This is a genomic window from Streptomyces sp. NPDC052012 (genome assembly GCF_040689265.1).
Classification (GTDB): Bacteria; Actinomycetota; Actinomycetes; order Streptomycetales; family Streptomycetaceae; genus Streptomyces.
The window spans coordinates 570,926-593,266 of sequence record NZ_JBFAXA010000001.1 but is presented as its reverse complement, the minus strand read 5'-3'; the positions used below and the strand labels follow the sequence as shown (position 1 = coordinate 593,266).

The 22,341-nt window shown below is 71.8% G+C and carries 24 protein-coding genes and 1 riboswitch; of the genes, 9 read left to right on the top strand and 15 right to left on the bottom strand.

Annotation, left to right across the window (positions count from 1 at the left end; translation table 11 throughout):
* Positions 1-32 precede the first annotated feature (32 nt).
* The 6 genes from AB0412_RS02710 to AB0412_RS02685 form a co-directional block, all read right to left on the bottom strand.
* Positions 33-962, bottom strand: coding sequence for a hypothetical protein (locus AB0412_RS02710; RefSeq protein ID WP_366400616.1), 930 nt, complete (start codon positions 960-962; stop codon positions 33-35).
* A gap of 56 nt (positions 963-1,018) precedes the next feature.
* Positions 1,019-1,942, bottom strand: coding sequence for a methylenetetrahydrofolate reductase [NAD(P)H] (gene metF, locus AB0412_RS02705; protein WP_366400615.1), 924 nt, complete (start codon positions 1,940-1,942; stop codon positions 1,019-1,021).
* Positions 1,943-2,049: 107 nt separating this feature from the next.
* Positions 2,050-2,721 carry a thiamine phosphate synthase gene (thiE, locus tag AB0412_RS02700; RefSeq protein ID WP_366400614.1) on the bottom strand — a complete coding sequence of 224 codons (672 nt, stop codon included), beginning with the start codon at positions 2,719-2,721 and terminating at the stop codon, positions 2,050-2,052.
* A gap of 401 nt (positions 2,722-3,122) precedes the next feature.
* Positions 3,123-3,488: an Rv2175c family DNA-binding protein gene (locus tag AB0412_RS02695; RefSeq protein WP_260829556.1), complete on the bottom strand. Its 366-nt coding sequence runs from the start codon at positions 3,486-3,488 to the stop codon at positions 3,123-3,125.
* A gap of 63 nt (positions 3,489-3,551) precedes the next feature.
* Positions 3,552-4,796 (bottom strand): FAD-dependent oxidoreductase, encoded by a 1,245-nt coding sequence (locus tag AB0412_RS02690; protein WP_366400613.1) that lies wholly within the window; start codon positions 4,794-4,796, stop codon positions 3,552-3,554.
* Positions 4,797-4,828: 32 nt separating this feature from the next.
* Positions 4,829-5,191 (bottom strand): hypothetical protein, encoded by a 363-nt coding sequence (locus AB0412_RS02685; protein WP_366400612.1) that lies wholly within the window; start codon positions 5,189-5,191, stop codon positions 4,829-4,831.
* A 50-nt stretch (positions 5,192-5,241) separates the two neighbouring features.
* Positions 5,242-5,353, top strand: a riboswitch (TPP riboswitch).
* On the opposite strand from AB0412_RS02685, the gene thiO reads away from it, so the two are divergent.
* From thiO to AB0412_RS02660, 5 genes are all read left to right on the top strand, one after another.
* A complete protein-coding gene (thiO, locus tag AB0412_RS02680; RefSeq protein ID WP_366400611.1) occupies positions 5,351-6,517 on the top strand; it encodes a glycine oxidase ThiO in 1,167 nt (388 codons plus the stop codon). Its footprint overlaps the riboswitch before it by 3 nt.
* Positions 6,514-6,714, top strand: a complete 201-nt coding sequence (thiS, locus tag AB0412_RS02675) for a sulfur carrier protein ThiS (protein WP_366400610.1) — start codon at positions 6,514-6,516, stop codon at positions 6,712-6,714. The genes thiO and thiS overlap by 4 nt, the downstream gene beginning before the upstream one ends.
* 2 nt (positions 6,715-6,716) lie before the next feature.
* Positions 6,717-7,511 carry a thiazole synthase gene (locus AB0412_RS02670; RefSeq protein WP_366400609.1) on the top strand — a complete coding sequence of 265 codons (795 nt, stop codon included), beginning with the start codon at positions 6,717-6,719 and terminating at the stop codon, positions 7,509-7,511.
* A gap of 232 nt (positions 7,512-7,743) precedes the next feature.
* Positions 7,744-9,678 (top strand): Stk1 family PASTA domain-containing Ser/Thr kinase, encoded by a 1,935-nt coding sequence (gene pknB, locus AB0412_RS02665; protein WP_366400608.1) that lies wholly within the window; start codon positions 7,744-7,746, stop codon positions 9,676-9,678.
* A 60-nt stretch (positions 9,679-9,738) separates the two neighbouring features.
* Positions 9,739-10,608, top strand: coding sequence for a deoxyribonuclease IV (locus AB0412_RS02660; RefSeq protein ID WP_366400607.1), 870 nt, complete (start codon positions 9,739-9,741; stop codon positions 10,606-10,608).
* A gap of 21 nt (positions 10,609-10,629) precedes the next feature.
* On the opposite strand, the gene AB0412_RS02655 is transcribed toward AB0412_RS02660, so the two are convergent.
* Positions 10,630-11,277 (bottom strand): sulfite oxidase-like oxidoreductase, encoded by a 648-nt coding sequence (locus AB0412_RS02655; RefSeq protein WP_366400606.1) that lies wholly within the window; start codon positions 11,275-11,277, stop codon positions 10,630-10,632.
* Between the two features lie 200 nt (positions 11,278-11,477).
* Between AB0412_RS02655 and bfr the strand changes: the two genes are divergently transcribed.
* Positions 11,478-11,957 carry a bacterioferritin gene (bfr, locus tag AB0412_RS02650; RefSeq protein WP_366400605.1) on the top strand — a complete coding sequence of 160 codons (480 nt, stop codon included), beginning with the start codon at positions 11,478-11,480 and terminating at the stop codon, positions 11,955-11,957.
* Between the two features lie 19 nt (positions 11,958-11,976).
* Here the strand turns inward: bfr and AB0412_RS02645 are convergent, their stop codons facing one another.
* The 3 genes from AB0412_RS02645 to AB0412_RS02635 all read right to left on the bottom strand — a co-directional run bounded on the left by AB0412_RS02645 (position 11,977) and on the right by AB0412_RS02635 (position 14,686).
* Positions 11,977-12,228, bottom strand: a complete 252-nt coding sequence (locus AB0412_RS02645) for a (2Fe-2S)-binding protein (RefSeq protein ID WP_366400604.1) — start codon at positions 12,226-12,228, stop codon at positions 11,977-11,979.
* 167 nt (positions 12,229-12,395) lie between these two features.
* Entirely contained in the window at positions 12,396-13,748 is a 1,353-nt protein-coding gene (locus AB0412_RS02640) for a class II 3-deoxy-7-phosphoheptulonate synthase (protein ID WP_366400603.1), read from the bottom strand.
* On the bottom strand, positions 13,745-14,686 hold the full coding sequence (locus AB0412_RS02635; protein WP_366400602.1) for a DUF2867 domain-containing protein: 942 nt from the start codon (positions 14,684-14,686) through the stop codon (positions 13,745-13,747). Before AB0412_RS02635 ends, AB0412_RS02640 begins: the two co-directional genes overlap by 4 nt.
* A gap of 52 nt (positions 14,687-14,738) precedes the next feature.
* Between AB0412_RS02635 and AB0412_RS02630 the strand changes: the two genes are divergently transcribed.
* The 3 genes from AB0412_RS02630 to AB0412_RS02620 all read left to right on the top strand — a co-directional run bounded on the left by AB0412_RS02630 (position 14,739) and on the right by AB0412_RS02620 (position 17,419).
* Entirely contained in the window at positions 14,739-15,362 is a 624-nt protein-coding gene (locus tag AB0412_RS02630; protein WP_366400601.1) for a TetR/AcrR family transcriptional regulator, read from the top strand.
* 9 nt (positions 15,363-15,371) lie between these two features.
* A complete protein-coding gene (locus tag AB0412_RS02625; RefSeq protein ID WP_366400811.1) occupies positions 15,372-15,434 on the top strand; it encodes a trp operon leader peptide in 63 nt (20 codons plus the stop codon).
* Between the two features lie 104 nt (positions 15,435-15,538).
* Positions 15,539-17,419: an anthranilate synthase family protein gene (locus tag AB0412_RS02620; protein WP_366400600.1), complete on the top strand. Its 1,881-nt coding sequence runs from the start codon at positions 15,539-15,541 to the stop codon at positions 17,417-17,419.
* On the opposite strand, the gene AB0412_RS02615 is transcribed toward AB0412_RS02620, so the two are convergent.
* From AB0412_RS02615 to AB0412_RS02595, 5 genes are all read right to left on the bottom strand, one after another.
* Positions 17,371-18,366, bottom strand: a complete 996-nt coding sequence (locus AB0412_RS02615; RefSeq protein ID WP_366400599.1) for a 2-hydroxyacid dehydrogenase — start codon at positions 18,364-18,366, stop codon at positions 17,371-17,373. The two genes, AB0412_RS02620 and AB0412_RS02615, sit on opposite strands and share 49 nt — an antisense overlap.
* 79 nt (positions 18,367-18,445) lie before the next feature.
* Positions 18,446-19,474, bottom strand: a complete 1,029-nt coding sequence (locus tag AB0412_RS02610) for a 6-phosphofructokinase (RefSeq protein WP_366400598.1) — start codon at positions 19,472-19,474, stop codon at positions 18,446-18,448.
* Positions 19,475-19,527: 53 nt separating this feature from the next.
* A complete protein-coding gene (locus tag AB0412_RS02605; protein ID WP_366400597.1) occupies positions 19,528-20,217 on the bottom strand; it encodes a response regulator transcription factor in 690 nt (229 codons plus the stop codon).
* On the bottom strand, positions 20,214-21,464 hold the full coding sequence (locus tag AB0412_RS02600; RefSeq protein WP_366400596.1) for a DUF5931 domain-containing protein: 1,251 nt from the start codon (positions 21,462-21,464) through the stop codon (positions 20,214-20,216). Before AB0412_RS02600 ends, AB0412_RS02605 begins: the two co-directional genes overlap by 4 nt.
* 31 nt (positions 21,465-21,495) lie before the next feature.
* Positions 21,496-22,245, bottom strand: a complete 750-nt coding sequence (locus tag AB0412_RS02595; protein ID WP_366400810.1) for a lysophospholipid acyltransferase family protein — start codon at positions 22,243-22,245, stop codon at positions 21,496-21,498.
* Positions 22,246-22,341 lie beyond the last annotated feature (96 nt).

Here is a 22,341-nt window from a genome sequence, read left to right as displayed (position 1 = left end):
GGGCGCCCCGGCGGTCAGGGGCGGTACTGCTCTCAGAAGCGGTACTGCTCGTCGTAGCCGTTCGCCGGAGGCTGCTGCTGGTCACCCTGGTACGGGTACGCCTGCTCCGGCGGGAGTTCACCGCCGTACGGGTCGTCGGTGCTGCGCTGCTGCGGGACCCACAGGCCACCTGCCGGGGTCTCGCCGCCGTAGGTGCCGGTGTACTGGTCCTGGCCGTAGCCCTGCTGCTGGCCGTACTGCTGCGGGTCGGCGTAGCCGGTGTCGTACCCGGTGCCGCCGTAGGTCGGGGTGCCGATGTACGGGTCGGAGTAGGCGGCGTACTGCTGCTGGCCCGTGTCGTAGCCCTGCTGGCCGTAGCCGGAGTAGTCGTAGGAGGCGTAGCCCTGGTCGGCGCTCTGGGTGGCCGCGGCGTACTGGTCCTGGGTCTGGGTGCCGTACCCGGTGTCGTAGACGCCGTACGAGCCGGTGTCGTCGGACAGGGGCTGCGGGGCGTAGACGGCGGTGGTCTCGGCGGCCGTCTGCCGGTCGGAGCGGCCGGGGGTGAAGACGTCGTCGCGGTCGTAGTCGTCGTCCGTGCCGTACGAGGCGGCCCGGTCGCGGTGTTTCGTGCCCTCGCCGTGGGCGTCGCCCGACGCCTCGAGGTCGGAGACCTCCAGGGTCGGCTCCTCGCGCCCGCGGTCGCGGCGACCGGTGGCGGCGGCCAGCATCGGGGCGTTGACCGCCCAGCCGGCGGCGAAGCCGCGGCGGAACGACAGCGTGACGTAGGTCTGGCCGACCGCGAAGGCGGCGGCGCCCAGCCCGATGACGACGACGGACGGGATGAGCACACCGACCACGACACCGAGGAAGCCGACGAAGGCGAGCAGCCGCCAGCGCAGCCGCGCCTTGTACTGCAGCAGCACCTCGCCGAGCAGCCACAGCGCGACGATGCCGAACGCGATATAGAGGACCGTCCAGCCCATGTACGCCCCTCTCCCAGTGGCCGCTACGCAGTGTGTCGTACGTCGGTGCGACCGGTCTAGGCCTGCGGTGGGTGGTGCAGGCCCAGATTCTCGTAGATTTCCAGCGTCGCCGTGGAGTTGTTCAGCGTGATGAAGTGCAGTCCGGGCACTCCCTCGGCCAGCAGCCGCGCGCAGAACTCCGTGGCGAAGTCGATTCCGATCGAGCGTACAGCGGCCGGATCGCCTTTGGCTGTGAGGATCCGCTCTTTCAGGGCGTCCGGGAAGGACGCGTTGGTGAGGGACGGGATCCGCTCCAGCGTCTTCACACTGGCGATGGGCATGACCTCGGGGATGATCGGCGTCTCGCAGCCGGCGGCCGCGACCCGGTCGCGCAGCCGCAGGTAGTCCTCCGGGTGGAAGAACATCTGCGTGATCGCGTAGTCCGCGCCCGCCCGGCACTTGTCGACGAAGTGACGGACGTCGTCCTCCCAGTCGGTGGAGCGGGGGTGCATCGCGGGGAAGGCGGCGACGCCCACGCAGAAATCACCGGACGCCTTGATCAGTTCGACGAGTTCGGCGGCGTAGGTGAGGCCCTGGGGGTGCGGCACCCACTCGCCCATCGGGTCGCCGGGCGGGTCGCCGCGCAGCGCGAGCATGTTGCGGATCCCGGCGTCGGCGTACTGCCCGATGATGTTGCGCAGGTCGGCGACCGAGTGGTCGACCGCCGTGAGGTGGGCGATCGGGGTGAGCGTGGTGTCCGAGGCGATCGCCTCCGTCGCCTTGACCGTGCCGGCGCGGGTGGAACCGCCCGCGCCGTAGGTCACGGAGACGAAGTCGGGGGCCACGGCCTCGACCCGGCGCAGCGCGTTCCACAGGTTCCGCTCGCCCTTCGGGGTCTTGGGGGCGTAGAACTCGAACGAATAGGTCGTCTTTCCTGTCGCGAGCATGTCGCGCACGGTTCGCGCGTGGTCGGACCTGATGGATGCGGTGCCGAGGGCCATACGGGCAGGTTAGCCAGGGGTGGGCGGTCCCCCAACCGGATGCGGGAGAATTGTCTGAATTGTCGACTTGTTGTCCACCCCTTGGACACACTTGAGACAAACGCGCGTCATCCGCGGTCCGGCGCCTGCCGCACGCGGTGGGCGAGCTCCGCCGCCGCCGCGCCGGGATCGTCCGCCTCGGTGATGGCCCGGACGACGACGACCCGGCGGGCGCCGGCGTCCAGGACCTGGTCGAGGTTGCCGAGATCGATACCGCCGATGGCGAACCAGGGGCGGTCGGTGCCGAGAGCGGCGGTGTGGCGGACCAGGTCGAGGCCGGGGGCGTGCCGGCCGGGCTTGGTGGGGGTGGGCCAGCAGGGGCCGGTGCAGAAGTAGTCGACGCCTTGTTGAGCGGCGGCCGCGGTGGCCTCGGACTCGGTGTGCGTGGAGCGGCCGATGAGTACGTCCGGGCCGAGGATGGCCCGCGCCGCGGGGACCGGGAGGTCGCCCTGGCCGAGGTGGAGGACGTCGGCGGTGGCGGCGTGGGCGACGTCCGCACGGTCGTTGACCGCGAGCAGCTTGCCGTGCTTGGCGCAGGCCTCGGCGAAGACGGCGAGGTGCTCCAGTTCCTCGGCGGCCTCCATGCCCTTGTCGCGGAGCTGCACGATGTCGACGCCGGCGGACAGGACGGTGTCGAGGAACTCCGCGAGGTCGCCCTGGCGTGTGCGGGCGTCGGTGCAGAGGTAGAGACGGGCGTCGGTGAGACGGGCCCGGGCGGAAGTGGCAGCGGAGTCGGGCATTCGGGGCCCCCAGGGTTTCGAGGTCGGTCGGCGGTGATGGTGCGCGCCCGCCAGGGACCCTATGCAGGTGCTGTCGGTGACGTCGGCCGGGGGTGGGTGTCGCTCGCCCGCGCCGGCGGGGCGCCGCTGCGCCCACCCTCCCCCACTCTCGGCTTCGCTCGAGCGGGGGGACCCCCATCGCCCTGGGGCACCTCCCAGGCCCTCAAGGCACTGGGGGAGGCACGACCGCCCGCAGCTACCGACGTGGGGACACGGCTGCGGCGCGTGCGGGCGCAGCTCGGTTACGGGCCGCTGCCCGGCAGGGTCTCGGCGGCCGGGGGTTTCGGTCTTCTCCGCCGGCGCCCTCGATCCGCAAGGGCGCCGGGCGGTTGTTCGTCAGGCTCTCGGGGTCCGAAGGCGGGTCAGACCGCGAGGGCCTGGGCGCGGCGCTTCACCTCCGTGCCGCGGTTCTCGCTCAGTGCCTGCGCGGGGGTGCCCGGCAGGGACGGGTCGGGAGTGAAGAGCCACTCCAGCATCTCTTCGACCGTGAAGCCGTCGTCCCGCAGGAGCGTCAGGGTGCCGGAGAGGCCCTTGACGACCTTGTCCCCGTCGATGAAGGCGGCGGGCACGTGCAGCGCGCGGTTCTCACCCCGGCGCACGGCGATGAGCTGGCCCTCCTTGACCAGCTGCCGAACGCGCGTCACCTCGACGCCGAGCTTCTCGGCGATGTCGGGCAGGGTGAGCCAGGCGGGGACGAGAGCATCGATCTTTGCGTCAATCTCGGTCACGGGACAAGCGTGCCATCTGCCACTGACAGTCGGAAGTCAGCCCCACCCACCAGCGCGAACGCGTCACGCCGTCGCCGACTTCAGAGGGCGGGCCGGGTCCGCGATCAGGCGGGGGTCCATCGTCGCCCCCGCCTCGATCAGCCGACGCCCCTGTGCGAGGTCCCGGGGCCGCCCCACCGCCAGCAGCGCCACCAGACGGGACCGCCGCAGCCAGCACACGGTCCACGCCGGGCCGGACGGGTCGCCGCGCCACACGATCCGGTCGGCGTCCGCGTGGTGACCGGCGTACTGGACGAAGCGCCCGAACTGCTCGGACCAGAAGTACGGCACCGGGTCGTACACCGCCGGAGGCTCACCCGTGGCCGCACCGAGGATGTTCGCGGCGACCGTGCGGGGCCCCTGGAGGGCGTTGTCCCAGTGGTGGACGAGCAGCCGTTCGCCGTAGCGCCCGGAGGGGAAGGACGCGCAGTCGCCGACGGCGTAGACATCGGGGACGGACGTCGCCAGGTGGCGGTCGGCGACCACCTCGCCGTACGCGCCGAGCCGGACCCCGGACCCGGCCAGCCAGGCGGTGGCGGGGCGGGCGCCGATCCCGACGACCACCGCGCCCGCGGGCAGCCGTGAGCCGTCGTCGAGCAGCACCGCGCCGGGCTCGACGCGCTCCACGCGTGCGTGCGTCCGCAGCTCGACTCCCGCGTCGGCGTACCAGGCGGTCATGGGGGCGGCCACCTCCGCGGGCAGCGCCTCGGCCAGCGGCCGGTCGGCGGCCTCGACGACGGTGACCGCGCAGCCCGCCTCGCGCGCCGCCGTGGCGAACTCGGCGCCGATCCAGCCGGCGCCGACCACCACGATGTCGTGCTGCCGGGCGAGCACGGGCCGCAGCCGCTCGGCGTCGTCGAGGGTGCGCAGCAGGTGCACGCCGGGCACGCCGTCCGCGCCGGGCAGCCGGACCGGTTCCGCGCCGGTGGCGATCACCAGGACGTCGTACGGGACGGGCCCGGCCTCGGTGTCCAGCCGGTGGTCGGCGGGGCGCAGGCCGAGCACCTCGCAGCCGAGCCGCAGGTCGATGCCGAGCGCCTCGAAGTCGACGTCGAAGGCGGAGTCCTCGGCCTTGCCGAGCAGCACGGCCTTGGACAACGGCGGCCGGTCGTACGGCTGGTGGGGCTCGGCGCCGATGAGCAGCACCGTGCCGCCGAACCCCTGCTCGCGCAGGGCGACCGCGGTCTGGACGCCGGCCATGCCCGCGCCCGCCACCACCACCCGGCGCGTCTCGTCGGACGACTCCGGTTCCTGCGTCTGCTCGCTCACCTGATCACCATAAGCACCTGACGTTTTGTCAGTCAGTCCCCCTGGGCCACGACCTGCGCCACGACCTGTTCCACCACGCTGGTCCCACTGCCCGGCTGCGACTCCCACTCCCAGCTCTCCTCCAGCCGGACCCGCCCGTCGGGCAGGTCCACGACCGTCGACACACAGTGCCCCGAGGAGGTCGTGCCGTCCCGCTTGAGCTGCACGTACCGGAAGTCCAGCCGGTCCCCGTCCCGGGTGCCCAGCAAGTGGCCGCGTACGACGTCGCCGCCCGCGTAGTCGGCCCAGATCTCGCCGTCCCGCTCGTGGTAGCGGAAGCGGGTGCGGGTGCCGACCTGGCCCGGTGCCTGGTCGGCGACCGGGGCGAGGACGAGACCGTCGAGCGAACGGGCCACGGCTGGGCTCCCTTACAAGGTCGGTGCTCCGGGGGCTAGGGTGGCCAACGTAAAGCACTCGCGGGAGCCCGGACGCACCGGGCTGAGAGGGAGGCTGGCGGCCTCCGACCGTACGAACCTGATCCGGGTCATGCCGGCGAAGGGAGGGGCTGGACGCCCATGTCGCGTACGCGCACGTCCGACGTCCTTGTCATCGGGGGCGGAATCATCGGTCTGGTCACGGCCTGGCGGTCCGCGCAGCGCGGTCTCGCCACGACCGTGGTGGATCCCGAGCCGGGCGGCGGGGCCGCCCAGGTGGCTGCCGGGATGCTGGCCGCCGTCACGGAACTGCACTACGGCGAGCAGACCCTGCTCGCCCTGAATCTCGCCTCCGCACGCCGCTACCCCGACTTCGCGGCCGAACTGACCGAGGCCACCGGACACGACCTCGGCTACCGCCGCTGCGGCACGCTCGCGGTCGCCCTGGACGCCGACGACCGGGCCCATCTGCGCGAGCTGCACGCGCTGCAGCAGCGGTCGGGGCTGGATTCACAATGGCTGTCCGGGCGGGAGTGCCGGCGGCTGGAGCCGATGCTCGCGCCGGGTGTGCGCGGCGGGCTGCGCGTGGACGGCGACCACCAGATCGATCCGCGGCGGCTCGCGGCGGCGCTGGTGACGGCCTGTGAGCGCGCGGGCGTGGTGCTGCACCGCGCGTGGGCCGAGCGGCTGGTCGTCGCCGGGGACCGGGCGGCGGGCGTGGTCACCGCCGGCGGGGCCGAGCTGAACGCCGGGCAGGTGGTGCTGGCCGGAGGCAGCCTGAGCGGGCGGCTCGCGGGGGTCCCGCAGGACGTGGTGCCGCCGGTACGGCCGGTGAAGGGGCAGGTCGTACGGCTGACGATGCCCGCCGAGTACGGGCCGTTCCTGAGCCGGACCGTGCGGGCCGTGGTGCGCGGCAGCCACGTCTATCTGGTGCCGCGCGAGAGCGGCGAGCTGGTGATCGGGGCGACCAGCGAGGAGCTGGGCTGGGACACCACCGTCACCGCGGGCGGCGTGTACGAGCTGCTGCGCGACGCCCATGAGCTGGTGCCCGGGATCACCGAGCTGCCGCTCACCGAGACCCGGGCCGGACTGCGGCCGGGCTCGCCCGACAACGCTCCGCTGCTCGGGCCGACGGGGCTGGAGGGGCTGCTGCTGGCCACCGGGCACTACCGCAACGGTGTGCTCCTCACGCCGGTGACCGGCGACGTCATGGCCCATGTGCTGACCACGGGGGAACTCCCCGCCGAGGCCCGGCCGTTCACGCCCCGGCGCTTCACCGCCGACGCACTCATGGAGCAGTCCGCATGAACATCTCGGTCAACGGGGAACCCCGAGAGGTCGAGTCCGGAACCCGTCTCGTCGTCGTCGTGACGTCGCTCACCGCGGCGCCCTCGGGCGTGGCCGCGGCCCTGAACGAAACCGTCGTCCCGCGCACGCAGTGGGCCTCCACTCCCCTCTCCGAGGGTGACCGCGTGGAAGTCCTCACCGCCGTCCAAGGAGGCTGATCATGGCCGACGATCCCTTCGTCCTCGGTGGTACGTCCTTCACGTCCCGCCTGATCATGGGCACCGGAGGGGCGCCGAGCCTCGATGTGCTGGAGCGGGCGCTGGTGGCGTCCGGGACGGAGCTGACGACCGTCGCGATGCGGCGGGTGGATCCCTCGGTGCACGGGTCGGTGCTGTCCGTGCTGGAGAAGCTCGGGATCCGGGTGCTGCCGAACACGGCGGGGTGCTTCACCGCCGGGGAGGCGGTGCTCACCGCGCGGCTGGCGCGGGAGGCGCTGGGTACCGATCTGATCAAGCTGGAGGTCATCGCCGACGAGCGGACGCTGCTGCCGGATCCGGTCGAGTTGCTGGAGGCGGCGGAGACGCTGGTGGACGACGGGTTCACGGTGCTGCCGTACACCAATGACGACCCGGTGCTGGCGCGGAAGCTGGAGGACGTGGGGTGTGCGGCGGTCATGCCGCTGGGGTCGCCGATCGGGTCGGGGCTCGGGATTCGCAATCCGCACAACTTCGAGTTGATCGTGGAACGGGCCGGGGTGCCGGTGATTCTGGATGCGGGGGCCGGTACGGCGTCGGATGCGGCGCTGGCGATGGAGCTGGGGTGTGCGGGGGTGATGCTGGCGTCCGCCGTCACCCGGGCGCAGGAGCCGGTGCTGATGGCTCACGCCATGCGGAGTGCGGTGGAGGCGGGGAGGCTGGCTCGGTTGGCCGGGCGGATTCCGCGGAGGCATTTCGCCGAGGCGTCGTCTCCTGCGGAGGGTTTGGCCGTGCTGGATCCTGAGCGTCCTGCCTTCTGAGCCGGCGCTGCTCTCCCGTCCTGCTCTCCCACCCACGCACCACCCGTTTCCGGTCGGTCGAGAGGTGGGCGCTCCCCGTGGGGGGCGATCGCCGTCGGCGGCTGCGGGTGAGTGGGGGGGCAGCTCTGGTGCTTCCCGGCGTGTGCGAGACGCGTCACAGGTGCGCTGCAATAGGGGTCCGAACAGGGGTGGACGGGGTCGGGGTGTCGGTTGTGGCTCGTAGACTCCCTGCGTGGACACGACCCTTCAGGACCCTCTGGTCGGGCAGGTGCTCGACGGCCGGTACCGCGTCGAGGCGCGGATCGCGGTCGGCGGGATGGCCACGGTCTACCGGGCCGTGGACACCCGTCTGGACCGCGTGCTCGCGCTCAAGGTGATGCACCCGTCCCTCGCCGCGGACGGCTCGTTCGTCGAGCGGTTCATCCGGGAGGCGAAGTCGGTCGCGCGCCTGGCGCACCCGAACGTCGTGCAGGTCTTCGACCAGGGCACCGACGGGGCGTACGTCTACCTGGCGATGGAGTACATCGCCGGCTGTACCCTGCGGGACGTGCTGCGCGAGCGGGGCGCGCTGCAGCCGCGGGCCGCGCTGGACATCCTGGAGCCGGTGCTGGCCGCGCTCGGCGCCGCGCACCGCGCCGGGTTCGTGCACCGGGACATGAAGCCGGAGAACGTGCTCATCGGGGACGACGGCCGGGTCAAGGTCGCCGACTTCGGTCTCGTGCGTGCCGTGGACACGGTGACGAACACCACGGGCACCGTGCTGGGCACGGTCTCGTATCTGGCGCCGGAGCAGATCGAGCACGGCACCGCCGACCCCCGGGTGGACGTCTACGCCTGCGGCATCCTGCTCTACGAGATGCTCACCGGCGAGAAGCCGCACGACGGCGACTCCCCCGCGACCGTGCTGTACAAGCATCTGCACGAGGACGTGCCGCCGCCGTCGGCCGCGGTGCCCCGGATGGCGTACGAGCTGGACGAGCTGGTCGCCGCCGCGACCGCGCGCACGCCCGAGGTGCGTCCGCACGACGCCGTGGCGCTGCTCGCCCGCGTCCGCGAGGCGCGCGGGCGGCTCGGCGACGAGCAGCTGGACGCGGTGCCGCCGCAGGCGCTGACGGCGGAGCACGACAACGCCGAGGACCGTACGAGCGTCATCCCGCGCGCCCTCACCGTGCCGCGCCCGCTCCCCGTCAACGACGACGAGGGCGGTGACGGCGAGGACTCCTTCCACCGCACCAGCCGGTTGCAGTCCCCGCCCCCGCTGCCGCCCCGGCGGCGCACGGGGATGCGGCGCGGCCCGATGGCGGTCGTCGTCGCCGTGCTGCTGGTGCTGGGCGTGGGCACGGGGATCTGGTACATCAACTCCGGCCAGTTCACCAAGGTCCCGCCGCTGCTGGCGAAGACCGAGGACGAGGCCCGGGACCGGCTGGCGGACGCCGGGCTGGACGTCGGCAGGGTGACGGAGGCGTACAGCGACACCGTGAAGCGGGGCACCGTGATCAGCACGGACCCGAAGGCGGGCGCGCGGATCCGGGGCAACGACTCGGTGTCGCTGGTGATCTCCAAGGGCCCGCAGACCGTGCGGGTGCCCGACCTGGACGGTTACGCGCTGGACAAGGCGCGCTCCCTGCTGAAGGACGAGGGCCTGGAGCCGGGCATGGTCACCCGGGAGTTCAGCGAGGACGTGCCCCGGGGCTCGGTGATCTCCACCGAGCCGGGCAAGGGCACCAAGGTCCGCGCGGGCTCGGCGGTGGCGCTCACGGTGAGCAAGGGCAGCCCGGTGGATGTGCCGGACGTGACCGGTGACGATCTGGCGGACGCGCGGGCCGAACTGCAGGAGGCCGGCCTGAAGGTGAAGGTCGCCGCCCAGCGGGTCAACTCCGAGCACGACGCGGGCCAGGTGGCCCGGCAGAACCCGGGCGCCGGCGGTGTGGCCGCCGAGGGCGACACGGTGACGCTGACGCTGTCCAAGGGTCCGGAGATGGTCGAGGTCCCGGACGTGACCGGCGACAGCGTGGACGAGGCCAAGGAGAAGCTGGAGGGCGCCGGGTTCCGGGTCGACGAGGACCGCGGTCTGCTCGGGCTGTTCGGCGACACGGTCGAGGGCCAGTCCGTGGAGGGCGGCGAGACGGCGCCCAAGGGTTCCACGATCACCATCGAGATCCGCTGACGGGACGGGCGGCCGGGGCCCCGGACCGGTGGGCTCCGGCGGTCATGACACCCTGAACGGGTGAAGAGTGACCTCCCCCGCAACCCGATCGGCAGCCATGTGCCCGTGGCCGGCGGTCTGCATTCCGTCGGTCTGTCCTACGCCCGTGAGCTGGGCGCCGAGACCGTGCAGGTCTTCGTCGCCAATCCGCGCGGCTGGGCCACCCCGGTGGGCAGTCCGCGGCAGGACGAGGCGTTCCGGGCGGCCTGTGCGGACGGGTCGATCCCGGTGTACGTGCATGCCCCGTATCTGATCAACTTCGGCTCCCACACCGAGGCGACCGTCGAGCGGTCGGTGGAGTCGCTGCGGCACTCGCTGCGCCGGGGCCGGGAGATCGGCGCGCTGGGTGTGGTGGTGCACACCGGGAGCGCGACGGGCGGGCGGGAGAGGCCGGTGGCGCTGAGGCAGGTGCGGGAGTACATGCTGCCGCTGCTCGACGAGCTCACCCACGACGACGATCCGTTCCTGCTGCTGGAGTCGACGGCGGGGCAGGGCGCCTCGCTGTGCTCGCGGACGTGGGACTTCGGGCCGTACGTCGAGGCGCTGGACGCCCATCCGAAGCTCGGGGTCTGCCTGGACACCTGCCATGTCTTCGCCGCCGGCCACGATCTGACCGGGCCCTCCGGGATGCGTCAGACGCTGGATCTGCTGGTGGACACGGTCGGCGAGGGGCGGCTGAAGCTGATCCACGCCAATGACTCCATGGACGTGGTCGGCGCGCACCGGGACCGGCACGCGAACATCGGCGCCGGCCACATCGGCGAGGATCCGTTCCGGGAGCTGATGACCCACCCGGCTACCGAGGGCGTGCCGCTGATCATCGAGACACCCGGTGGCAAGGAGGGGCACGCGGCGGACGTGGAGCGGCTGAAGAAGCTGCGCGACGGCTGATCCGCGCGGGCCCGGGAGGGGTCAGAGCTCGGGGCCGTCCCCGGGCTCCTCCTGGTAGGAGTAGCGCTGTTCCTGCCACGGGTCGCCGATGTTGTGGTAGCCGCGCTCCTCCCAGAAGCCGCGGCGGTCGGCGGTCATGTACTCCACGCCCCGGACCCACTTCGGGCCCTTCCAGGCGTACAGGTGGGGGACGATCAGGCGCAGCGGGAAGCCGTGCTCCGCGGTCAGCAGTTCGCCGTCCTTGTGGGTGGCGAACAGCGTGCGCTCGGAGGCGAAGTCGGCGAGCCGGAGGTTGGAGCTGAAGCCGTATTCGGCCCACACCATCACATGGGTGACGTCGGGGGCGGGCGGGGCAATGTCCAGGATGGTGCGGGCGGGGATCCCGCCCCACTCGGCGCCGACCATGCTGAACTTGGTGACGCAGTGCAGATCGGCCACGACGGTGGTGTACGGCAGTGCGGTGAACTCCTCGTGGGTCCAGCAGTGCTTCTCACCGTCGGCGGTGGCGCCGAAGACCCGGAACTCCCAGCGCTCGGGCCGGAACTTGGGGACCGGGCCGTAGTGCGTGACCGGCCAGCCGCGCTGCAGTCGCTGTCCCGGCGGGAGCTCGAACCGTGCCGCTCCTTCTCCTGCGCGCTCCCCCGATTCGCGTTCCGCCGGCTGACCCATGTCTCCATCCTGACAGACCCGGACCGATGCCCATGACCGACCCCCCTTACAGCCGGGCAAAGAGAAACAAGCACTCAATTTGCCACAACTCGGACTAAGCATGGACTTACTTACTAAGTGAAGACTTACTGGACGATCTTCTGCACCGGTGGAATCATGCGGCGCAACCCGCCAGTTCCGTGTGGAAGGAGCCTTACGCGATGCAGGGCGACCCCGAGGTCATCGAGTTCCTCAACGAGCAGCTGACCGCCGAGCTGACCGCGATCAACCAGTACTTCCTGCACGCGAAGATGCAGGAGAACTTCGGCTGGCCCAAGCTGGCGAAATACACACGGGCCGAGTCGTTCGACGAGATGAAGCACGCGGAGGTGCTGACCGACCGGATCCTGTTCCTGGAGGGGCTGCCGAACTACCAGCGGCTGTTCCACGTGCGGGTGGGCCAGACCGTCAAGGAGATGTTCGAGGCGGACCGGCAGATCGAGGTCGAGGCCATCGACCGGCTGCGGCGCGGGATCAAGGTGATGCGCGAGAAGGGTGACATCACGTCCGCGAACATCTTCGAGTCGATCCTCGCGGACGAGGAGCACCACATCGACTATCTCGACACCCAACTGGATCTGGTGGAGAAGCTCGGCGAGGCGCTGTACATCGCCCAGCTGGTCGAGCAGCCTGACAGCTGAGGGCGCTCGGGGCGGGCGGCTAGGCCGCTTCGTCCAGCCCGTCCAGTCCGGCGACCTCGGCGAGCACCGGCTGGCCCTGGTCGGCCAGCTCACGCCGCGGACACGCCCCGCGGCCGAGGATCGCCTGGATGCGGCGGACGCACGAACCGCAGTCGGTGCCGGCCTTGCAGGCGGACGCTATCTGGCGGGGGGTGCAGGCACCGTCCTCCGCGTGCTTCTTCACCTGCTGCTCGGTGATGCCGAAGCAACTGCAGACGTACACGCGGGTCACCTCCCGATGGATGCAAGGGTCGTGCCATCCCGACCCTTGATCGGTGAGGCTAACCTAACCTTACCCGTCGCCCGGTGGCCGCAAAAGTGGGGTGGGGCGCGGATCGTATGTGATCCGCGCCCCACCCCTTTTTGCCTCGGGTCACCGGTGCATCCGGTGCCGGCCGGTCACTGGTCCCGGTACATCTCCGCGACGAGGAACGCCAGGTCCAGCGACTGGCTGCGGTTGAGCCGCGGGTCGCAGGCCGTCTCGTAGCGCTGGTGCAGGTCGTCGACGAAGATCTCGTCGCCGCCGCCCACGCACTCGGTGACGTCGTCGCCGGTGAGCTCCACGTGGATGCCGCCCGGGTGGGTGCCGAGCGCCTTGTGCACCTCGAAGAAGCCCTTGACCTCGTCGAGCACGTCGTCGAAGCGGCGGGTCTTGTGGCCCGAGGCCGCCTCGAAGGTGTTGCCGTGCATCGGGTCGGTCACCCAGGCGACGGTGGCACCGGAGGCGGTGACCTTCTCGACCAGCTCGGGGAGCTTGTCGCGGATCTTGTCCGCGCCCATGCGGACGATGAAGGTCAGCCGGCCCGGCTCACGCTCCGGGTCCAGGCGCTCGATGTACTGCAGCGCCTCCTCGGCCGTGGTGGTCGGGCCGAGCTTGATGCCGATCGGGTTGCGGATCTTCGAGGCGAACTCGATGTGGGCGTGATCCAGCTGCCGGGTGCGCTCGCCGATCCACACCATGTGCGCGGAGACGTCGTACAGCTGCCCGGTGCGCGAGTCGACGCGGGTCAGCGCCGTCTCGTAGTCGAGCAGCAGCGCCTCGTGCGAGGAGTAGAACTCGACGGTCTTGAACTCCTCCGGGTCGGCCCCGCAGGCGTGCATGAAGTTCAGCGCGTTGTCGATCTCGCGGGCGAGCTGCTCGTAGCGCTGGCCGGACGGGGACGACTTCACGAAGTCCTGGTTCCAGGCGTGCACCTGGCGCAGGTCGGCGTAGCCGCCGGTGGTGAAGGCGCGCACCAGGTTCAGCGTGGAGGCCGAGGCGTGGTACATGCGCTTGAGCCGCTCGGGGTCCGGGACGCGGGCCTCTTCGGTGAAGTCGAAGCCGTTGACGGAGTCGCCGCGGTAGGTCGGCAGGGTCACGCCGTCGCGGGTCTCGGTGGGCTTGGAGCGCGGCTTGGAGTACTGGCCGGCGATCCGGCCCACCTTCACCACGGGCACGGAGGCGGCGTACGTCAGCACGGCGCCCATCTGGAGCAGGGTCTTGAGCTTGTTGCGGATCTGGTCCGCGGACACCGCGTCGAACGCCTCGGCGCAGTCGCCGCCCTGGAGGAGGAACGCCTCTCCCTTGGCGACGGCCGCCATCCGGGCGCGCAGCTGGTCGCACTCGCCCGCGAAGACGAGCGGCGGATACGACTCGAGGTCCGCGATCACTGCGCGCAGAGCCTCGGCGTCGGGGTACTCGGGCTGCTGCGCCGCGGGCAGGTTTCGCCAGGTGTTGCCAGCGCTCGCGCTGGTCTTAGCGTTCACGGTCACGGCTTCCACATTACGGGGTCGGATGCGCCGTCCATTCCGCCGCTCACCAAGTGAGACGAGGCTCGCTCCGCCGCACGCGGTGCGGCGAGGGCAAGGCGGCGGTGGGTGCGGCGGAGCATCAGCCGGGCCATGAGGGGATGGGCGTGGCGCACGATGGCCCAGTACAGCCGGCCGCGCAGGTTGTGGATCCGGACCACCGAGGAGAGGGTCACCCTCCCGGCCACCGGGTCGAGAAGGAGCGACGCGCGAAAGTCGAGATGGCCCGCGTCCTCGCCGAGCAGGAGTTCGTCCTGCGCACGGCCGACGACCGGGATCCCGCGCAGCACGCCCTCCCAGGCGTCCGGGTCGGCCGGCATGCCGGGGCGCAGGTCCAGGGCGTAGGCGTCGGTGTAGTCGGACTCGGGGAAGGCGGTGCGCAGCAGGGCGGCCCCCGCGGGTACCTCGACCGCTTCCGGGCGGTCCCAGGTCAGGCGCTGGAGCAGGCGGACGTACCGGCCGCGGCGGGTGGGGCGGGCGAGGGAGCCGGTGGCGGCCAGCTCGGCGTTGTCGAAGAGTTCCTCGATGACCGTGCCGTGCACCGCGCGCACCGCGAACAGCCAGCCGAGGCGCTCCCCGAGCGGCTGGTCCTGCTCCAGCACGTGCCGTACGCGGCAGCGGTCCGGGCCGAGCGGCTGGACCGACAGTTCGTGGAAGCCGTCCGCGGGCGGGTCGAAGGCGAAGCGGATCCGGCGGCCCGGCTCGTACTCGGTGACCGAGTAGCGCACCGGCCCGTGGCCGCCGCAGGCGCCGACGCCGAGCGGACGGTCGAAGCGGATCGGGGCCCAGGCGGGGCTCGGGAAGAGGGGGTCGTCGGCGCCGGCGAGCCGGTCCAGCAGGGCGCCGACCCGCTCGGCGGGCGCGGCCAGGACGCGGTCGTGGACGTTGCGTACAGTGCCCATCGGAGCACCTCCATACGGTGGCGTATGGTCAACCGTACGGTACCGTATGGTCATGGTGCAACGGCCCCCTCGCAAGCCGCCCGGCAGGACCCCCGGCAAGGGGTCCGGCAAAGCTCCCGCCAAGGCCCGGCTGAGCGCCGACGACTGGGCCGACGCCGCGCTCGCCGCGATGAGCGAGGGCGGGCTCGCCGCCGTCGCCGTGGAACCGCTGGCCGCCCGGCTCGGGACCACCAAGGGCAGCTTCTACTGGCACTTCGCCAACCGTGACGCGCTCATCGGGGCGGCGCTCGAACGCTGGGCGCAGACGCAGACCGAGGCGCTCATCACCGAGCTGGAGGCGGAGCCGGACCCCGAGCGGCGGCTGCGGCTGCTGTTCGCCGAGGCGATCGGGTCGGCCGCGGACGATCCGCTGGAGGTCTCGCTGCTGGCCACGGCCGACGACCCGCGCGTCGCGGCGGTGCTGAGCCGCGTCACCGAACGCCGGGTCGCCTATGTGGCCCGGCTCTTCGCCGAGGCCGGCTTCCCCGAAGCGGAGGCGCGCCGCCGCGGGCTGCTCGCCTACAGCGTCTATCTGGGCCACGCCCAGCTCGCCCACGCCGTCCCCGCCACCCTCCCGGAGGGCTCCGGGCTGACGGAGTATCTCGATCGCAGCCTCGATCTGCTGCTGATGCGCTAGGGTCGGGGCATGTTCGCGCACTCGACCCAGATCCAGAACTGGTGGTGGACCGCTCGTCCGGCGGCCCACTGACTGCGCGTACCCACACTTCGCGAAGGCCGCCCGAGGGGCGGCCTTCGGCGTTTCCGCGGCGGCCCGCTCCTCTCCCGAGAACCCCTGAGAAGGAGCCACGGACCATGAATCTGCTCGGCTTGCTGGACGATCCCCGCCCGTTCGCCCTGCTGCGCCGCCGCACCCCCGGCCACGACCAGCAGACGGTGGAGGTCCTCGTCGGCCCGGTCGCCGACCACGACCGCCTCGCCGATCTGCCCGACGAGGGCCTCGCGCTCGTCCCGTTCCGGCAGATCCGCGAGCGCGGCTTCGACGTCCGCGACGACGGGACACCGCTCACGGTGCTGACACCCGAGGAGACCCACACGCTGTCCCTCGCGGACGCGCTGGCCCAGCTCCCGGGGCACGACGTGCGTGTGGAGGGCGGCGGGTTCGACGTCGGCGACGAGGAGTACGGCGAGATCGTCGGACGGGTGCTGCGGGAGGAGATCGGCCGGGGCGAGGGCGCCAACTTCGTGATCCGGCGCACGTACGAGGGCGAGATCCCGGGGTTCGGCAGGGCCGACGCCCTCGCCCTGTTCCGGCGGCTGCTGGAGAGCGAGCGGGGCGCGTACTGGACGTTCGTCGTGCACACCGGGGAGCGCACGCTGGTGGGCGCCAGTCCCGAGGTGCATGTGCGGGTGTCCGGCGGGACCGTCGTGATGAACCCGATCAGCGGGACGTACCGCTATCCCGCCGAGGGGCCGACCCCCGAGCACCTGCTCCGCTTCCTCGCCGACGGCAAGGAGATCGAGGAGCTGTCGATGGTCGTCGACGAGGAGCTCAAGATGATGTGCACCGTCGGCGACATGGGCGGCGTCGTGGTCGGGCCCCGGCTGAAGGAGATGGCCCACCTCGCGCACACCGAGTACGAGCTGCGCGGCCGGTCCACGCTGGACGTGCGGGAGGTCCTGAAGGAGACCATGTTCGCGGCGACCGTCACCGGGTCGCCGGTGCAGAACGCCTGCCGGGTGATCGAGCGTCACGAGGTCGGCGGACGCGGCTACTACGCGGGCGCGCTGGCACTCGTCGGCCGGGACTCCGGCGGTGCCCAGACCCTCGACTCCCCCATCCTCATCCGGACCGCCGACATCGACGCGGGCGGTCGGCTGCGGGTGCCCGTCGGGGCCACGCTGGTGCGCGGCTCGGATCCGGCGAGCGAGGTCGCGGAGACCCACGCGAAGGCGGCCGGGGTGCTCGCGGCACTGGGCGTCGCGCCTGCTCGCCCGCGGGCGGAGCAGGCGCGCCCCCGGCTCGCCGACGACCCCCGGGTGCGGGCCGCGCTGGACGGGCGGCGGGCCTCGCTCGCGCCGTTCTGGCTGCGGATGCAGGAGCGGTCCGCCGAACTCACCGGGCACGCCCTGGTGGTCGACGGGGAGGACACCTTCACCGCGATGCTCGCGCACGTGCTGCGGTCGAGCGGCCTGGAGGTGACCGTCCGGCGCTACGACGAGCCGGGGCTGCGCGAGACGGTGCTCGGGCACGAGGGGCCGCTGGTGCTCGGGCCCGGACCCGGCGATCCCTCCGATCTCGACGACCCGAAGATGCGGTTCCTGCGCGCCCTGACCGCCGAGGTGATCGGGGCACACCGGCACGGCGTCCTCGGTGTGTGCCTCGGGCATGAGCTGATCGCGGCCGAGCTGGGGCTGGAGATCGTCCGCAAGGAGGTGCCGTACCAGGGGGCGCAGACGCGGATCGACCTGTTCGGGCGGCCGGAGACCGTCGGCTTCTACAACAGCTTCGTGGCGCACTGCGACGAGGACGCCGCCCGGGAGCTGGCCGCGCACGGCGTCGAGGTGAGCCGCAGTGCGTCGTCCGAGGTCCACGCCCTGCGCGGTCCGGGCTTCGCGGGCGTGCAGTTCCACCCCGAGTCGGTGCTGACGCTGAACGGGGCCGCGGTCGTGCGGGAGCTGATGGGTCAGCTGCGCGGCACCAGCACGTTCTCCGAGCGGCGGCCGGCGCGGTAGTCGAGGACGTTGTTCACCGTGGTCTCGATGATCTGGCTGACGGCGTCCACCGTGTAGTACGCCTGATGGGACGTGACCAGGACGTTCGGGAAGGTGACGAGGCGGGCCAGGGTGTCGTCCTCGATGGCCGTGAGGGACTTGTCGAGGAAGAACAGGCCCGCCTCCGCCTCGTACACGTCGAGGCCGACGCCCGTGAAGCGGCCCGCGCGCAGCTCGGCGACGAGGGCGGCGGTGTCGATGAGTCCGCCACGGCTGGAGTTGATCAGGACGGCGTCGTCCCGCATGGTCTTCAAAGCGGGTCCGTCGATCAGCCGACTGGTCTCCGGCATCAGCGGGACGTGCAGGCTGACCAGGTCGGACTCGGCGAGCAGCTGCTCCTTGGGGACGTAGGTCATGCCGAGGTCGAGGCAGGCGGGGTTCTCGGTGATGTCCCAGCCGAGCAGCCGCATGCCGAAACCGTGGGCGATGCGGGCGAAGGCCTCGCCGATCTTGCCGGTCCCGAGGATGCCGGCGGTGCGGCCGTGCATGTCGCGGCCCATCAGACCGTCGAGGCGGAAGTCGAAGTCGCGGGTGCGGGTGGAGGCCCGCACGACACGGCGGTTGACGGCCATGGCGAGCGCCCAGGCGAACTCGGCGACCGAGTACGGCGAGTAGAACGACACCCGGGCGATCGTCAGGCCGAGCCGTTCGGCGACCGTGAGGTCGATGTTGTTGAAGCCGGTGGAGCGCTGGGCGACCATCCGGGTGCCGCCGGCCGCGAGGCTCGCCAGGACCTCGGCGCCGAGGTCGCAGTTGACGCTGGTGGAGATCACCTCGTGGCCGACCGCGATGGGGGCGGTGTCCGCGTTGAGGAAGACGTCGAGTCCGCGCACCTCGTGGTGGTCCCGGAAGGCCGATTCGATCAGGGGCTTCTCGTCGGCCTGCACTCCGAACGCCAGGATCTCCACGGGGTCCCTCCGGGGGTGGGTCGTGCCGGGATTGTTGCCGTATGCGCGAATATACGGAACGGCGGACCGCGTGTCCGCGTCAGCCGAAGAAGACGCCGATCTCCTCGTACAGCCTCGGGTCGACGGTCTTCAGGCGGGCGGTGGCGTCGGCGATGGGGACGCGCACGATGTCCGTGCCGCGCAGCGCGACCATCTTGCCGAAGTCGCGGTCGCGCACGCAGTCGATGGCGTGCAGGCCGAAGCGGGTGGCGAGCCAGCGGTCGAAGGCGCTGGGCGTGCCGCCGCGCTGGACGTGCCCGAGGACGGTCGTGCGGGCCTCGTTGCCCGTCCGCTTCTCGATCTGCTTCGCCAGCCACTCCCCCACGCCCGACAGCCGGACGTGTCCGAAGGAGTCCAGCGACTCGTCCTTGAGCACCATGTCGCCGTCCTTCGGCACGGCCCCCTCGGCGACGACGACGATCGGGGCGTACGACGCCCTGAAGCGGGAGGTCACCCAGGCGCACACCTGGTCGACGTCGAAGGGCTGCTCGGGGATGAGGATGACGTTCGCGCCGCCCGCGAGGCCCGAGTGCAGCGCTATCCAGCCGGCGTGACGGCCCATCACCTCGACGACCAGCACCCGCATATGGGACTCGGCGGTGGTGTGCAGACGGTCGATGGCCTCGGTGGCGATGCCGACGGCGGTGTCGAAGCCGAAGGTGTAGTCGGTGGCGGACAGGTCGTTGTCGATGGTCTTGGGGACGCCCACGCACGGGATGCCGTGCTCGTCGGCGAGCCGGGCGGCCACACCGAGGGTGTCCTCGCCGCCGATGGTGATGAGGGCGTCGACCCCGAGCTTCTCCAGGGTGTCCCGGATGCGGCGGATGCCGTCCTCCTCGTTCAGCGGGTTGGTCCGGGAGGAGCCGAGGATGGTGCCGCCGCGGGGCAGGATGCCGCGGACCGCCGGGATGTCGAGGCGCACGGTGCGGTCCTCGAGGGGTCCGCGCCAGCCGTCCCGGAAGCCGGTGAATGCGTAGCCGTACTCCTGGACGCCCTTGCGGACGACGGCCCGGATGACGGCATTGAGGCCGGGGCAGTCGCCGCCTCCGGTCAGTACTCCGACGCGCATGGAACAGTCCCTTCGCCGCAGGTGCCCGACGAAGGGTCAGTGTGACGGGCGTCTCACTCGTCGTCGAGGCCGCGTTCTATGGCGTAGCGGACGAGTTCCACGCGGTTGTGCAGCTGGAGCTTGCCGAGGGTGTTCTGCACGTGGTTCTGCACGGTGCGGTGGGAGATGACGAGCCGTTCGGCGATCTGCTTGTAGCTCAGGCCCTTGGCGACCAGGCGCAGCACCTCGGTCTCCCGCTCGGTCAGCCGGGGCGCCTTGGAACTCTCGTCGTCGGGAGCGGGGGCCGGTTCGGAGGCGAGGCGGCGGTACTCGCCGAGGACCAGTCCGGCCAGGCCCGGGGTGAACACCGGGTCGCCGACGGCGGTACGGCGCACCGCGTCCTGCAGTTCCGCGGTGGACGCCGACTTCAGCAGATAGCCGGTCGCACCCGACTTCACCGCCTCCAGCACGTCCGCGTGCTCACCGCTCGCCGACAGCACCAGCACCCGCAGCGCGGGGTTGTCGGCGACGACCTCCTTGCAGACCTGCACGCCGGGCTTGCCGGGCAGGTTCAGGTCGAGCACGAGCACGTCGGGGGCGGCGGCCTTGGCGCGGCGCACGGCCTGGTCGCCGTCGCCGGCCGTGGCGACCACCTCGAAGCCGGACTCGGACAGGTCGCGGGCGACGGCGTCGCGCCACATGGGGTGGTCGTCGACCACCATGACCTTGATCGGGTTCTTCCGGTCCTCGCTCGTGTCCGTCATCTCTGTTCCGCCTTCCCCCGTGCGTCGTGCACGCCGTTCGCGCCGTTCACGGCCTTCGGTACCTTCAGCTCGACCTCCGTGCCCTGACCGGGCACCGAGATCAGTTCCGCGCTGCCGCCCAGGTCGCGCAGCCGGCCCCGGATCGACAGGGCCACCCCGAGCCGTCCCTCGCCCTCGGCCTGGACGAGCCTGCCCTCGGGGATGCCGGGTCCGTCGTCGCGGACGGTGACGATCACCTCGTCCGGTTCGTCCTCGACCAGGATCCACGCGCGTGCCTGCTCCCCGGCGTGCTTGCGGACGTTGTCGAGGGCCGCTCCGACGGCGGCGGCCACCTCCCGAGCGGCGGCCGGCGCGAGCAGCACCGGCGCGCCCGGTTCGGCGAGGCTGACCCGGGCCCCGGCGTACGGGGCGAGCAGGGCGCGCAGGTCGACCGGTTCGTCCCCGGTGTCGTCGTCGGCCACCTCCACGGTGCGTACGACCGCTCCCTCGGCGGTGTCCTCCGACGCCCGGGACACCGGTACGAGGCCGCCGGAGACCAGGGTGCGCAGGGCGACCTCCTGCTCTCCGGCCAGCCGGCCCAGCTCGGCCGCCTCGCCGCCGATCACCGCGCCGCGCCGCTGCACCATGGCGAGCACCTGGAGCACGCTGTCGTGGATGTCGCGCGCCAGCCGCTCCCGCTCCCTGGTCGCGGCCTCGATCTCCAGGGCGCGGGCGAGGGTGCGCTCGGATGCGCGGGCGACCTCGACGACGTAGCCGATGGCGATGGAGGCCACCCAGACGAGGATCACGTTGTGCACGGTGTCGCGGGCCGGGCTGCCGCGTTCGACCAGGTTGGCCACCGCGACGAGAGTGGAGGCGAGGGCCGCCCAGCGCCAGCCGCCCTTGATGGCGAAGGCCAGCACGGAACCGGCGGTCCATATCGACGGCAGTGTGGGGCCACCGGCGTGGATCCGCTCGGGCGAGTCGGCGACGAGGGTGAGCAGGATGCCGGTGAGCGCGATGGTGAGGTCGACGGCGAGGAAGCGTTTCGTGCAGCTCGCGGCGTTCTGCACCCGGGGCAGGGTGGCCAGCGTCCAGACCGCCAGCACGGCGTAGTACGCGACCGCGACCCAGGGGCGGGCGAACTCCTCGTGCGCGGTGATGAACAGACCGATGGCGTACAGCATCGTGAGCACGCGATAGGCGGTCAGCGCACGCCACAGCGGCAGCTCGACCGACATCCGCATGACCCGCTCGCGCTTGGCCAACTCCCCCACCCCCGATCGGAGGGCCCGAAGCCTACTCCGACTGTCGCTGTTCCTTCGCGGCCTGCGCGAGCGCGGCCTTCGCCGCCTTCTCGGCTTCCTTCTCGGCCTTGGCCGCCTCCGCGAGCTGCCGCTTCATGGCGGTCGCGTACATGTCGACGTACTCCTGGCCGGACAGCTTCATGATCTCGTACATGACCTCGTCGGTCACCGCGCGCAGCACGAAACGGTCGTGTTCCATGCCCTGGTAGCGGCTGAAGTCCAGCGCCTTGCCGATCCGGATGCCGGGCCGCATCAGCTTCGGCATCACCTTGCCGGGCGGCTGGATCTTCTCTGTGTCGATCATGGCGACGGGGATCACGGGCGCGCCGGTGGCCAGCGCCACGCGGGCGAGCCCGCCGGGCTTGCCCCGGTAGAGGCGGCCGTCGGGCGAGCGCGTGCCCTCCGGGTAGATGCCGAACAGCTCACCGCGCTCCAGCACCTCGATGCCGCTCCTGATCGCCGCCTCGCCCGCGCCGCGCACCCCGGAGCGGTCCACGGGGAGCTGGCCCACGCCCTTGAAGAAGGCGGCGGTGAGCCGGCCCTTCACACCGGGAGTGGTGAAGTACTCGGCCTTGGCGATGAAGGTGACCTTGCGGTCCAGCACGGCCGGCAGGAAGAACGAGTCGGAGAACGACAGGTGGTTGCTGGCCAGGATCGCGGGGCCCTCGGCGGGCACGTGCTCCAGGCCCTCCACCCAGGGCCTGAAGGCGAGCTTCAGCGGCCCCCCGATGGTGACCTTCATCGCGCCGTACAACAACCGAGTGCCTCCTGTGTGTGTCGCTCAGACCTTAACCCCAAGCGCCGTCGAAGGCGCCGACGACCCTGGTCGGTGTCAGTG